The sequence below is a fragment of the Candidatus Glassbacteria bacterium genome, from assembly GCA_019456185.1.
In the GTDB taxonomy this organism is placed as follows: Bacteria; Gemmatimonadota; Glassbacteria; order GWA2-58-10; family GWA2-58-10; genus JAJRTS01.
Window position 1 is genome coordinate 1 of record VRUH01000077.1, and the last position, 14,070, is coordinate 14,070.

7 protein-coding genes and 1 tRNA gene are annotated in these 14,070 nt (G+C 59.8%); 6 read left to right on the forward strand and 2 right to left on the reverse strand.

Going from position 1 to position 14,070, the window contains the following annotated elements:
- The first annotated feature begins 1,510 nt into the window (after nucleotides 1-1,510).
- The 6 genes from FVQ81_16930 (at nucleotide 1,511) to FVQ81_16955 (ending at nucleotide 13,135) form a co-directional block, all read left to right on the forward strand.
- On the forward strand, nucleotides 1,511-2,470 hold the full coding sequence (locus FVQ81_16930) for a hypothetical protein (GenBank protein ID MBW7998217.1): 960 nt from the start codon (nucleotides 1,511-1,513) through the stop codon (nucleotides 2,468-2,470).
- Nucleotides 2,471-2,955: 485 nt separating this feature from the next.
- Nucleotides 2,956-5,190, forward strand: a complete 2,235-nt coding sequence (locus tag FVQ81_16935) for a DUF3857 domain-containing protein (GenBank protein ID MBW7998218.1) — start codon at nucleotides 2,956-2,958, stop codon at nucleotides 5,188-5,190.
- A gap of 129 nt (nucleotides 5,191-5,319) precedes the next feature.
- Nucleotides 5,320-6,747: an aldehyde dehydrogenase family protein gene (locus tag FVQ81_16940; GenBank protein ID MBW7998219.1), complete on the forward strand. Its 1,428-nt coding sequence runs from the start codon at nucleotides 5,320-5,322 to the stop codon at nucleotides 6,745-6,747.
- Nucleotides 6,748-6,774: 27 nt separating this feature from the next.
- Nucleotides 6,775-7,719 carry an alpha/beta hydrolase gene (locus FVQ81_16945; GenBank protein MBW7998220.1) on the forward strand — a complete coding sequence of 315 codons (945 nt, stop codon included), beginning with the start codon at nucleotides 6,775-6,777 and terminating at the stop codon, nucleotides 7,717-7,719.
- Between the two features lie 233 nt (nucleotides 7,720-7,952).
- A complete protein-coding gene (locus tag FVQ81_16950; protein MBW7998221.1) occupies nucleotides 7,953-10,799 on the forward strand; it encodes a vitamin B12-dependent ribonucleotide reductase in 2,847 nt (948 codons plus the stop codon).
- Nucleotides 10,800-10,972: 173 nt separating this feature from the next.
- Nucleotides 10,973-13,135: a GWxTD domain-containing protein gene (locus FVQ81_16955; protein ID MBW7998222.1), complete on the forward strand. Its 2,163-nt coding sequence runs from the start codon at nucleotides 10,973-10,975 to the stop codon at nucleotides 13,133-13,135.
- 71 nt (nucleotides 13,136-13,206) lie between these two features.
- On the opposite strand, the gene FVQ81_16960 is transcribed toward FVQ81_16955, so the two are convergent.
- Nucleotides 13,207-13,282, reverse strand: a tRNA-Glu gene (locus FVQ81_16960).
- A 75-nt stretch (nucleotides 13,283-13,357) separates the two neighbouring features.
- The coding region (locus tag FVQ81_16965; protein ID MBW7998223.1) for an Ldh family oxidoreductase at nucleotides 13,358-14,070 on the reverse strand (713 nt) is incomplete at its 5' end.

A 14,070-nucleotide genomic window follows, 5' to 3' on the forward strand; every position in this document is an offset into this window, starting at 1 on the left:
CCGCCGCGCGGGAGCCGCCAAACTGCGCACGACCGCCACTCGGCTCCGGACCGCTCTTACCGGTTCACTCGGCGGGAGTTACGGGTATTCGCTGGCCTACGCTTACGCCGGCGGCGAACAGCCGTACGCCACGGATTCGCTGACCTATACAGCCGGGGCGTCCACTCATCGCCTGGACGCCGCGCTGTGTTCGGACCCCTCCGCCGCGGTCAGCCTGGGGGTGGACATCGCGGTTGCGTCTACCGGCCTCAACGACTTTCCCGACGGCTTTTCAGCCGCTGACTCCCGCTTCCAGAGCCGCCTGGCGGGCAGACTGGGTATCGGAGGTGAGGGGCCGGTAAAAGTCGGGATAACTGCCGGAGCACGAGCGGTAACCGGCAGCGAAACCCGGGCCGTGGGCAGCGCCCGGATAAGCGCGGTACGCGGGCAAAACCACGGCTTCTGGCTGTCCTGGCAACGAGATGCGCTGGCGCTCTCGCCGTCGGCGATGCTATCCGCCTACGGTACCCTCAGTCCTGCTGACAAGACAGGGATGGGGACAGTCGATCAGCTGGAAGCCGGCTGGAGCAGGGGAGGGAAAGACACCTGGCACTGGAAGCTGGCCGTATTCCACCGCCGGCTGGACAATCTCAGTATCGAGCCATACGGGGCCAACCCGTTCCGGGCGATTCCTCTGCGCCGGGTAAGCGCGGAGTTGACTGGTCTGCGGTTCGATGTGTCGCGCAAACTGTTCGGCGCTCTGGACGCCGAATGCTCGGGAATCGAGTGTTTCAATCCGCCTGATGAAATTCCCTGGCTGCCCGGCAGACGGCTGACAGCGTCGCTGGTTCTGCAGGGGATTGGCTATGACGGAGACCTCGGCTGGTCGATCCGGGGCGAGACGGTCTACGAGGGCGCCATGCGTTTTCCGGTTAGCGATAACCTGTCCTCGCCGCTTCGCGAGCAGCCGGGCAGGTTCAATTTCTTCGGGGCGGCCAGCCTGCGGATTATCGATTTCACGATTTACGGGCGGGCGGATTTCCTGGCCAGCGATTACTATAACGGTGTCGATCCCCTGCGGATGGCCGGTCCCCGCGTGGTGTTTGGTATCGACTGGGTGTTCCTCGATTGACAGGGCTATCCGGCGTAACCGCATGCGCGAGCAGCGGGAACAGCCATCCTGCGGTTTCCGACGATAATATGTGCTGTAAGTTCACCCTCGCACGCTTTTTGCATTCCAGACCAACAGGATTTGCAGTAAATGGTTTTTTCGTGGCGATAACATTTATCCGCCAGACCGCCTTGATGGCGATAAGTTACGGGGAATAATATATTTACATATCTATTGGCGCTGAAGGATAAATGACAGCCTCTCTCAGGACCGGTGCTGGCGCGACAGCGCAGTCGAGGGTATTTTCTGCCGGATTCCGCGAGAACGGAGAGACAGAAAGCTCAACGGGACTTAAAGTTGCATCCATTTTGGTTCGATATCAGAACAGGGACATTACGCGTCCGAAACTGAGAGGTAAACGTGCACAGGCTTAGCTTGATTACCGCGGCATTTATCATGCTCGCACTGACCGCCGGCGGTTTGACGGCGCAAACCGCCACAGTCCGCCGGCAGGCGTCGCTGATGGACATGCCCGGCGGCGGCGAGGCGGTGGTGCTCGACGTGCTCAGCCAGGGTATGAGCGTGGAGGTGCTGACAATCCAGGGCAACTGGGTGCGGGTGCGGATTCCCGCCACCAGCGAAGTCGGCTGGGTCGAGAGCGCGGTGCTGGCCCGCGTGAGCTCCGGTACGGGCGATGCTTCCGACATGCCGGGCGGGGTGGGTATGAGCGGAAGGGAGATGGAGAGAGTGGAAGGCAGGGTGGAAGCGATGACCGGCGACCTTGAGGATATCGAAGCACGGATTGACAGCCTGCTGACCGGAATGTCCGGTGAGGAAAGCGCCGCCGCGGGCGAGGGTGCGATGGAAGGCGAGCAAGATTTGCGTGGTTCCGGCGGGATGATGCGAGCCGCGCCTTACGGCGTTTACACGGCACTTCCGGAAGGCGATTACCGCTGGCGCAACCAGTTCCTGATGGGCACGTATATCCGCGGCGGTCAGAACTACTACGGTCTGGCGCTCACCCGCGCTCTGGACAGCAGGGGCCGCAACGTGCTGGTTGGACGCGCACAGTACGGCCTCGGTGAAATCAGGGGCAAGACGGATGATTTTATCGACTGGACAGTGGGCATGGATTTCAATCTTTTTCCCGAAACCTATGTTATTTACCCCTATTTCGGCGCGCATTTCGGCATGCGGCATCTGCTCGAAGACACACTTGCCGACCGTCATTTCTTCATCGCCGCGCCAACGCTGGGGATTCGCGCCGAGCTGGGCAATATTTTTACCCTCGGCGCCGAACTCCGCGGCCTGTTCCGTTTCGAGAGCGGCCACCGTCGCGACGACGGGATGGTCGGGTTCACCTGCGGTTACAGCTGGTAAGCCCTGTCAAGTTCGGTCACACAGTACAACTCCCCGATTTCCCGGATAATCGTCTCCACAATTTATGCTCCCGCGAGTACTTTCCGCGCTCTATTTGCCGAAAATTGATTGACTTTTTTGCAATTAGAAGTAAATTAGAAACCTGAGCATCGATTCCTTGTCTCCCTCCGAAACCATTGCAGTTCTTGAAGATAGAATATTGTATTCCCGGGCTGAGCCTGGACCTGTTATCGCCGCATTAACCCGGCGGGCAAGCTGAGTTGGACGGGAATCCATGACCGGCATTCCAGCGGATTGTTTACCATTCCCGGATCATGCCGGATCGGATGAATTACTTTCCATCGAATTCTTCTATCCGGACAGCTTCTGCCTCCATACACGTCCCGGCATTGGAAACCGATAGCGAACCATATAGACAAGAACTGATTTGAAAATATTTATCAATTGATTGACTGGAAATCGCGCACCCGCTACAGGAGGATTAAATGAGAAAATCTGGTCCGGCAGCACTTTTGTTTTTCGCAGCCGTGTTTGCCGCAGCAAACGTTTTCGCCCTGAGCAATTCGCTGGAGGAGCTGCTCCGCGACGAAGAAATAATCATGCCCGATAACCTGGAGGAGCGCTACGCCGGTTCCGCTGCGGTGATCGTGCTGGACAGGAAGGAAATCAACCAGAGCCGTTCGATCGATCCGGTCTATATCCGCCGTCACGTGGCGGTCAAGGTGCTGAACGAGGACGGCGTCCGCGAGTTCAGTACGGTGAAGGTGCCGTATTACGAGCAGGTCAAGGTCAACGATTTCAAGGCCCAGATCATCCGCGGCGGTCAGACTATCGAGGTCAAAGGTATCATCAACCGCGATGTGGACCTGGCAAACGCGGACAAGGATTTCATCTACCCCGTGGCGATGGGCAGCAATGTCTTCGTCCTCCGCCAGATCGAAGTTGCCCGCACCCCTACGAGCACTGACCTGCTTAAACTGACCTCAACCGATGGTTTCCACAAGCAGAAGGACAGGGCCTGGAAGATCCGCCAGATCGATTTTCCCGGCCTCCAGCCCGGTGATATTATCGAATACGAGTACCAGTTCGAGGACAAACGCGCCCAGCTCTACGGCTACTTTTATTTCGAGAGAAAACACCCGGCACTGAAACTGCAGCATATCACCCAAAACACCAGGATGTTGAAATTCAATTATGAGAGTACCAACTTTACCCGCAGGCCGAAAACCGTTTTCGAGCCGAGGTTTACCAACCAAGAAGAGTACGACAACATGCGGATCCGCGACGCCCTGCGCACGGTCGATATCAACAACCCCGACAGTTGGCAGTTCTACGGCCACCAGTATTTCGAGGTGACCCTGGACACCGTGCCGGCGTTTCCCGCCGACCTTCCGCTGGCTCCGACTTTTGCCGAGGCCGCCTCCCGGATCGATTTCCTGCTTGCCGAAATCTACAATGTCTGGTTCGCCACCGATTCCGACGCCCGGGTGCGCCGGGAGTATTTCAGCCCCAACTGGAATTTCGTCTTCAAGCGGCTTACCGAACGCAACTTTCCCAATGAAAGCCGCAGCAAGCGGGCGATCAGCGAGATCAGCAATGTGATTGCATCGGCGAATTCACCCCGGGAGAAAGTGAACGCCGCGGTGGCCTGGGCGCGCGAAAATCTGGTTTGCACAAACGAACTCGACCGCTGGGACGGCTATTACTGGAGTTCCAAAGCCGAGCATCCTGATAATGTGCTGCGCTCCAAAGAGGGCAACAGCGACGATATCGCCCATTTTCTGATCTCCGCGCTGTGGTACAACAACCTGCCGGTATTCCCGTTTTATACCAAACGCAGGTCCTCGGGCATGCTGCTGAAAAACGTGCCGATCGAAACCCAGTTCGACTGCACACTGCTGGCGCTCGAGGTCAGCCGTCGCCGCTTTGAGTTCTGGCAGCCGATCCTGGATGTGCCGATGCCGCCCGATTATATCGATCCGCAGTACGAGGGCCAGCTCGGCTTCGTCAATCAGAGCGACGACGAGGACGTGATCGTCGAGAACGCCAAGATCCCGGTCAGCGAGGCGACCAAGCACGTCTGTAAACTGGATGGCTCGTTCGAGCTGGCGGCCGACGGTACTCTGAGCGGGTCGGTGAACCAGACGCTCAACGGTCATTTCGCCACGGCGATTAAACGTCAGCTGCTGGTCCGCCAGGCGGGGCCGGCCGATGCGCTGGCCGCCATGCTCTACACCAGGTGGGGCGAAGTTACGGTCGAGGGCGAGCCGCAGATCAGCGACCCCAAGGCCCTGTCCGGCCAGATGACTGTCTCGGCTAAGCTGAGTATCCTCGGCGCCGCCACGGCCGGTGCCGACGGTCTCGTCCTCAAATCCTCGCTGCTGACCGACCCGGTAAGTATCCAGCTGGATGGTTCGGAACGCAAACTCGCGGTTGTTTATCCGCATACCGGTGACTATCAGAGTTCGTTCGAGATAACTATTCCGGCGGGTTACGCGCTGCCCGACAGCCTTCCCGAACCCGTGGAGCTCAAGACCCGCGGTTTCTATTTTACCCGGGTGGTGGCCAGGCAGTCGGACAACACTCTGCTGATCAAGCGCGATTTCGCTATCGATGGAGGTTTGAGCGTGGCCGGCAGGTTGTACAACCGGCGCTATGCTGCTCTCTACAAGCAGATTCAGGAAGCGGACGCTGTCGAGCTGACGCTGAAGAAACTTTGAGCTGACCGCGATTCGGCTCAGCGAGTTCAGCCTTGACTGGAAAGCCGCCGCTCCGGCTGGTGCGTTGATCGCCCCCGGCGGCGGCTTTCCGTCTTTAAGCTGGAGGCCCTGAGTCTTGAGGAGGATTACATGAGTGATAACGACATTCGCACCCAGCTGTTTATCGGCGGAGAATGGGTGGAAAGCGATGAGAGCTTCCCGGTGGTCAACCCCTACGATGAGTCCGAGCTGGCGCCGGTCAGCGCGGCGGGTCCCGAACATCTGGAGCAGGCTGTCCGGGCGGCCGCGGCCAGCGGGATGGAGGACCTGACAGCACACCGCCGTTACCTGGTTCTCGATGAAGTTTCCCGGCGGATCAAAGACGAGCGCGAAAAACTGACCTCCCTGATTGTCCGCGAGGCCGGCAAGCCTGTACGCTATGCCGCGGGCGAGGTGGAACGCGCCGTGCAGACATTCAGTTTCGCGGCCGGAGAGGCCCGCAGGCTGCACGGCAGTACGATGGAACTCGACGCGCATCCCGAGGGCAAGGACCATTTCGCGTTCTACCACCGCTTCCCCCTGGGCATTATCGGCGCGATCAGCCCGTTTAATTTTCCGCTCAACCTGGTGGCCCATAAAGTTGCTCCGGCGCTGGCCGCGGGCAATTCTGTGATTCTCAAGCCGGCCAGCACCACGCCGCTGGTGGCCCTGGAGCTGGCGCGGATTATCTCCGATGCCGGCGCGCCGCCGGGCGCGATCAATGTCCTGCCCGGTAGCGGGAGCAAACTCGGCTCGCCGCTGGTGGAGCACCCGGATGTCGCCATGATCACGTTCACAGGATCGCTGGAAGTGGGGCGACGGATCAGGCGTGATGCGGGGATGAAACGGGTCACGCTCGAACTCGGTTCCAACAGCGCGCTGATTGTGGATGACGACAGCCGCCTGGACGAGGCGGTATCGCGCAGCATAATCGGCGCGTTCGCCTACAGCGGCCAGGTCTGTATCTCTATCCAGCGGATCCTGCTGCGCTCTTCCCTGGCCGGCCGGTTTATTGAACAGTTCGTTCCCGCGGTGGAAAAGATCAGGGCGGGGGACCCGGCGGATCAGGCGACCGAGCTGGGTCCGATGATCGAGGAGGCCGAGGCCAGGCGAGCGCAGGAGTGGGTGGACGAGGCAGTGGCGCAGGGCGCATCGGTGCTGACCGGCGGCAGGCGCGACGGGGCGTTCTACAGCCCGACCGTGCTGGAGGATGTGGAGCACGATATGAAAGTCTACAGCTCGGAGGTGTTCGCGCCGGTGGTCTGTATCGAGCGCTACGACGATTTCGACGACGCCCTGGAGCGGGTCAACAACAGCGAATACGGCCTTCAGGCCGGCGTCTACACCTCCTCGCTGCCCAGGGCGATGGAAGCGTTCAGGCGCCTGGAGGTCGGCGGCGTGATGATCAACGATTTCCCCACTTACCGCGTGGACCAGATGCCTTACGGCGGAGTGAAGGGCAGCGGAACCGGCCGCGAGGGCCCGAAGTTCGCTGTCGAGGATATGACCGAGTTGAAACTCTGCGTGTTCAATAACTGATCAGATTACCCGGAGTACGGGGCGGCTATGAGCGGATTCAGGACCAAGGCCCTGCGGATTGTTATCTGGCCGGCGGGTTCGCTGGCGCTTGGTACTGCTGTCGCCTTCCTCTTTGCCGAGTGGTACCGGGCTGCCGACCACACCGGCAGACTGCTGGAGAGGCGAGGCTGCGGTTTCGAGGTGGTGGAAAAAGAGCTGGCCGAGGTCGCGGGCCGCCGGGCCGTGGCTTTCTCGCTGACCGATAACCTGGGCCGGGTCAGCAGCGGCTGTCTCAGCCTGCCGGCTACGGTTGCCGAGCCGCTGCCCGCGGTCTTGATCCTTGGCGGTCACGGTACCGGGGCGCGGGCGGTGGAGCTGGTGAAGCTGGACCGGCCCGCCGTACTTTGCGGCATGGATTACCCCCCGATCCCCGAACACAGGGTCCATCCGGCCCGCTTTCCCTCGCTGCTGTTCTCTCTCGACAGCCTGGTCACCGATGCAGTGGGGATGGCGTTTACCGCTATCGACTATCTCAGCGCCCACTCCGCTGTCGATTCAACCAGGATAACTGTCCTCGGGGCCAGTTTCGGGGTGCCGTTCGCCGTAATCGCCGGCCTGGACCCGCAGGTGGACGGCATGGTGCTGATCTACGGCGGCGCCGGGATGGAGCGGGTAATCGAATGGAACCTGCGCGGGAAAATCAGGTCGGGTCCGCTCAGGAGATTCGTCAGCTATATCCTGGGCACTTTTGCCGCCCCCTTCGAGCCGTCCTCTTACATCGGAGAGTTTTCACCGCGGCCGCTGCTGATTGTCAACGGGTCCGGCGATACGAAAATACCGGTTGAATCCGCCTGTCAGCTTTACGCCGCAGCCGGTGAGCCTAAGGAACAGGTTTGGGTCCAGGGGGAGCATATTCATCCCTCCAACCGTCAACTGATCGATTCGCTGACCGCGGGAATTTCTGGCTGGATGGTTCGCCAGGGCTTATTGTGATACGGTGCTGGAAAGCCGGCTGGCGGGCCGGGCCGGAGACATAAAATTCACGCGGAATTAACGGGGATATCCGGCGCATTATCCTGACGCTGCGGCACGGTTTTCATGCGGAAAAACTGTCAAGAAAAAAATTGGAGAAAAAAGTTGATTTTTCCCGAAAAGCACAATATATAGTATATGCGAAGAATCACGGTACAAGATACTCACTATTCGGGAACAAGAGGGGAACACAGATGCAAGCTGACAAAACCAGACAGAAAACTGCCCGAAAGGCCGAAGCCGGAGAAGTTGCCAACCGCCTGAAAAGCGACGTTACCGCGCGGGAAATACCGGCGGAGGAACAGTTGTTCGGCCAGGGGGTGTTCGAGTACCCCGATCGGATCGAGCGGGTGTTCACCACCGAAGGGAAGGACGTTTATTCGATGGTGAACTGGTCCCGCCGGTCGCTGAAGATGGTCGACCATACCAAGGGCAAGGTGGTCTATCAGGCTGACGAGTTGGAGTTCCCCTCCACCTGGAGCGAAAACGCCTGCAAGATCACCGCAAGCAAATATTTCAAGAAATCGAGCAGATACGAAGAAACCAGCCTTCGCCAGGTAATCGACCGGATTGTGGATACGATCGCCGACGAGGGCGGCAAGGCGGGCTATTTCGCCGCCGATGACGAGCAGGTGACTTTCCGGGCCGAATTGACGTTCATCATGCTCGACCAGCGCGCCTGTTTCAACAGCCCTGTCCTGTTCAACGTGGGTGTCCCCGGTGAGCGTCCCCAGGCCAGCGCCTGTTTCATCAACTCGGTCAAGGACGACATGCACGATATATCCAGGCTGATTGTCAACGAGGGGCAGATATTCAAGTGGGGCAGCGGCTCGGGAGTGAATTACAGCACTCTGCGTTCGGAGGGCGAGCCGCTCTCCACCGGCGGTACGGCCAGCGGCCCGCTGAGTTTCATGAAGGTGCTGGACGCCAACGCCGGAGCGATCAAGAGCGGCGGCAAGAGCCGTCGCGCGGCCAAGATGTGCGTGCTCAACGCCGACCATCCCGATATCGAGCGCTTTATCGACTGCAAGGTGGTCGAGGAGAAGAAGGCCCAGGTGCTGATCGACGCCGGTTACGACGGCTCTATCGCCGGCGAGGCCTACAGCACGATCACCTACCAGAACGCCAATAACAGCGTCCGCGTGACCGACGATTTTATGAAGGCTGTCGAGAGCGACGGCAAGTGGGAGCTTAAGGAAGTGGTCAGCCGCAAGGTGGTGCGCGAGGTTGAGGCGCGCAAGATGTTTCGCCGGATGGCCGAGGCGGTCTGGATCACCGGCGACCCTGGTATCCAGTTCGACACCACTACCAACGACTGGCATACCTGCCCCAACTCGGGACGGATTAACAGCTCCAACCCCTGCAGCGAATATGTGTTCCTCGACGACAGCGCCTGCAACCTGGCCTCGATCAACCTGCTTAAGTTTGTCGATGAGGGCGGGTTCAAGGTCGATGATTTCGCGCATACTGTGCGGGTGATGATCACCGCCCAGGAGATTCTCTGCGGCTTCGCCAAGTATCCAACTCCCGAGATCACGCGCAGCAGCCACGATTTCAGGCCCCTGGGTCTGGGCTACACCAACCTGGGCGCGCTGCTGATGACCCACGGGCTGGCCTACGACTCCGACGGCGGCCGTCAGGTGGCCGGCGCGATTACCGCGCTGATGCACGGCCTGGCCAACGAATCCAGCGGCTGGCTGGCCCGGAGGGTGGGGCCGTTCGCCGGCTACAAGACCAACGAGAAGCCGATAAGCCAGGTGCTCGACAAGCACTACGCGGTCCTGGTGAGTATCGCCCCGCGCGAGGGCAGCGAGACGCCTCCCCTGTACCGGGAGACTTACAGCCAGGCGAAGGCGAGCTGGGACCGGATCTGCTGTGAAAAGCGCTACGACAAGGGCTTCCGCAACGCGCAGGTCACGCTGCTGGCGCCCACCGGCACGATCAGTTTCTTCATGGATGCGGTCACCACCGGCGTGGAACCCGAGCTGAGCCTGATCAAGTACAAGAACCTGGTGGACGGCTCCACTTTGACCCTGGTCAACCCGCTGGTGCGCCGCAGCCTGGAGTATATGAAAGTCAAGCCCGATGTAATCGAGTGCGCCGAGAAGCATATCGAGGAACACGGTAATCTGGAGGAGTTCGGCGATCTTTCGGACGAGCAGAAGAAAGTATTCGCCACCAGCCTGGGCCAGCCGGGTAAGCTGACCACGCTGAAACCGGAGGCCCACGTGCGGATGATGGCCGCCACGCAGCCGTTCCTTTCCGGGGCGATCAGCAAGACGGTCAACATGCCGAGCGACTCGACGGTTGAGGATATCGAGAAAATCTATTTAGACGCCTGGAAGATGGGGCTTAAGTCGATCGCGATCTACCGCGACGGGTGCAAGCGCAGCCAGCCCCTGGAGGGCAAGGGGGCCAAGAAGGCCAGTCCGACCGAAGTGGCCACTGTGCCCAAGCGCCGCCGCCTGCCCACCACCCGCAAGGCGATCACCCACAAGTTCGAAATCGCCGGCCACGAGGGCTACGTTACCGCCGGGATGTACAAGGACGGTAAGCTGGGCGAGATTTTCATCCTGATGCACAAGGAAGGCTCGATCCTGTCGGGACTGCTCGACGCGTTCGGGATTATCACCAGTATCGCCCTGCAGTACGGCGCTCCGCTGGAGGTGCTGGTGGACAAGATGACCCACATGCGGTTCGAGCCGTCCGGGATGACCAAGAACAAGCAGATCCCGATCGCCAAGTCGCTGGTGGACTATATCTACCGCTGGCTGGCGATCGAGTTCATGGACCCCGAAAAACAAGAATCGCTGGGGATCAAGAATATCAAGGCAGTCCAGAGTGCCTCGGAAGTAATCGAGGAGCTGAGCAGGCCCAGGGACGAGAGCGAGGGGCTGGCAGAGAGCGGCCCATCGAACGGCAAACCCGCGTTTGACCTTTTTGGCGACGCGCCCAGTTGCGATACCTGCGGCATGCTGATGGAGCGGCGGGGGAGCTGCTACGTGTGTTCCTCGTGCGGAGACACGACCGGCTGCAGTTAACGCGAAAGAGGGACTGCCAGCCACAAACCGGACAGGAGGCCGCGGGTCGCACGTTGACCCGCGGCCTTTTTTCATATTTTATGAGTCCAAACAGGGAGTTGACACGTAATAAATAAATGAACTATTATTATCAAAGAGGGGTATGAAGAAAAAATAAATCGGGAGAAACCGCGATGCCCCTATCGTGTAAAAGTGCGGTTTTCACATTTTCTTCGTTGCTTTTCTTCCTGCTGTTTTTATGTATTTCCCCACCGCCTTTACTATCCTGCCAGGACAGCCTGGACCTCCACCTGGCTCATCTCGATAGCACGCTCAAGGCCAACCCCAAAGACTCCGAGGCACTGCTGGAGCGCGGCCGCGTGCTGCTCGCCGCAGGCCGTCCGGATGAGGCCCGCGTGCAGTTCAACCTGGCCCGGAATACTGAATCCAAAGAAATTATCGCCCGGGCGCGGATCGGCCTGGGGGATGTGTACCGCGTGAAGCCTAACCGCAAATGGTGGGCGATCAGGGAATACCGGATGGCGATGAAAGCGGATTCGGCTTTCCGGTGCGAGGGGTTATATAAAATCTCCCAGACCGCTTTCGAGCTTGGCTGGACCCATGGCTACAATGTGGCCTGCGATGCGCTCACCGAGCTGGTCTGCCTGGACCCGAAATACAAAAATGTGCTGAAAATCTGGTGGGAGAAGATATTTACCCAAAGCGATGATGAACTCCGCGATGTCTGCCGCCGATTCGATGAGCTTGTGGACCAGGGAAGCGAAAACCGGGACCTCCTGATTTATATGGCGCGGATCCGCTCCCGGCTGGGTCAACCGGACAGCGTGATGGTCGCCCTCGGAAAACTGGAAACTCTCAGCTCGGAGCACAGGCGCTCGGAGCGGCTGCTGCTGGAGGCGCAATGCCAACTGGTGCGTGGAGACACCCTGGGGTTCGAGGAATGCTACAACGAGTCGCTGCGGTACGCCGAACAAGACGACGACTTCACCCATCTTATCCGGGATTCCGAGCCGATATTCAACCCCACCGAAACGGCAAAATGGGATTCGCTCGAGACCCCGGCCGGGAAGTCCGCCTTTTTCCATACTTTCTGGAAGCGGCGCGATCCCGACCCGACCACACCGCACAACGAGCGCCTGCTGACCCATTACAGACGCCTCAATGAAGCGAAGAAAAAATACTGGGATTACACTCCGCATAGCCTGTTCATGACGTCATATACATATTACAGGCTCATGGCCTCCAGACCGGTATACAGCTATGACAATCCATATTTTGATTCTGAATACGATCCGGATCTCTGGTGGGACAACTGCCGCCCGTTGGCTCTGCAGCAACGGGGGTTATTCTATATCCGCCACGGGGAACCGGACGTCCTTTATAGTTTCGGATTTCCCTGGGATGCTTCCCTGACTCCTCCGTCATACGAGGCCTGGCAGTATGGCACGGCCTTCTTTCTTTTCAACAGGAAAAAGGGTTTTTACGCTGCCTCCAAAAGCTATGCTGAGCAGGGCAACATCACTGTAGCAATGAATTCGGAGACATACAAGGACCCTCTGCCCAGGATCAACCAGGCATTCTATGGAGTTGATTTCAGGGGTGAGGACGGCAGGCTGGAAGTGGAATTCTACCAGTCCATCCCTGTCTCGGTCGATAGTGTTTCGGTCGGCACTCCCGGGGCGACTGTTGTGGTCTACGATTCCCTGTGGCGGGAGCTGGTCCGCAGGGAGCGGAAATCGCAATGGGTGTTTACCGGCCGCGACAGCATGTGCATCGCGGTCAACAGCGTGCAGCTTGAGCCGGGCCCGATGTTCTACGCGCTGCGCATGGATGTACCGGGCTACCGCTCGGTGGTCAGGAGGAATATCGATCCGACGCCGTACTCCGGCAAAGAGCTCGAACTCAGCGGCGTTATCCTGGGCAGTCCGCCACCGGTGGGTGTGAGAGTGCACCGGCGCATGGGAGTCAATATCCTGCCCAGGCCGTCGCTGACCTTCAGGCAGGGAGAGTTGATCTCGGTCTATCTTGAAGTCTACGGGCTTGCATCGGACCGGAACGGCGGGCGTTCGTTCAGGGAAAACGTGACTGTCGGCCTTGAGGGGGAGATGGCGGAGAAGAGTCTTATTCAGAGGATTTTTGGCGGTAGGACTCCGCGCACCAGCCTGACCCTGAGTTTCGACAGAGTTTCCCGGACCGCCGCTGGACCGCTGGCCGAAACTTTCAATATTGATACCTCGGACCTGGTCCCCGGCCGCTATTCGCTGAAAATCGCCATCTCGGATAACGCTTCCGGACAGGAAAATGCGATTGCCTGCGGGTTTATGCTCGTGGAGTGATTCTGGAGTAAAAATCAGCAACGCAAAGGGCCGCCCATCACATCGATGAGCGGCCCGTTTTACAGATAATCTGGCGTCCCCAAGGGGACTCGAACCCCTGTTGCCGCCGTGAAAAGGCGGAGTCCTGGGCCACTAGACGATGGGGACGTTTTTTGCCGTGTCCAGAGCAGGAGCCGTAAAAATATTTGCGAGGGCCCGCGCTGTCAAGTAAAAGCAGGTATTTTACCCCTGCTGGTCACTGAAGATTTCCTGGTACAGCTTGTCGCTGAGCTCGACACCCTCGCGCTCCGAGCGTAGCCGGCTGGCCGCGGAGCGCTCGCCGGGCAGCAGGGCGGGCTGCCCCTCCACGGCAGGGCGGGCGGCCTTGATCGCTGCAACCAGTTCCCCGGTGATCCTGTCGTAGTCGACGGCGTCAACCAGGATATCCCGGTGCAGGGCGATCACGCTCAGGCCGTAGTCGCTGCGGGGGCCGGGCATGACTGTGGCGCCGGTGAGCGCGGTGGTCAGTATCTGCACCACCACGGAGAGGGCATAACCCTTGTGGCCGCCGAACGGCAGCAGGCAGCCGCCGCGCAGGGCGGTCTCGGGGTCGGTGGTGGGATTGCCCTCAGAGTCCAGCGCGACACCATCGGGGATCGGTTTGCCTTCGGCCATCGCTACCCGGCAGTCGCCGTAAGTGGTAGCGGTGGTGGCCAGGTCGGCGACAATCGGCTCGGGATCGCGGGGCAGACCAACGGTGAGCGGATTAGTGCCCAGCACCGGCGCTGTCGCGCCGTGGGGAGCGGCCATCGGCGAGCAGTTGGCGAACCATAGACTGACATGGCCCGCCAGCGCCAGCTTGCGCGCGAAATAGCCGATCGGGCCGGTGTGGGTGGCCCCCCGGCAGCCGATCACCGCCACGGGCGAGCCGGAGAGCATCTCCAGCGCCTTTTCGG

Bases quoted from the DNA above. Each gene is read 5' to 3' on its own strand.
- FVQ81_16940 (MBW7998219.1), top strand. From the start codon at position 5,320: ATGAGTGATAACGACATTCGCACCCAGCTGTTTATCGGCGGAGAATGG.
- FVQ81_16935 (MBW7998218.1), top strand. From the start codon at position 2,956: ATGAGAAAATCTGGTCCGGCAGCACTTTTGTTTTTCGCAGCCGTGTTT.
- FVQ81_16950 (MBW7998221.1), top strand. From the start codon at position 7,953: ATGCAAGCTGACAAAACCAGACAGAAAACTGCCCGAAAGGCCGAAGCC.
- FVQ81_16955 (MBW7998222.1), top strand. From the start codon at position 10,973: ATGCCCCTATCGTGTAAAAGTGCGGTTTTCACATTTTCTTCGTTGCTT.
- FVQ81_16945 (MBW7998220.1), top strand. From the start codon at position 6,775: ATGAGCGGATTCAGGACCAAGGCCCTGCGGATTGTTATCTGGCCGGCG.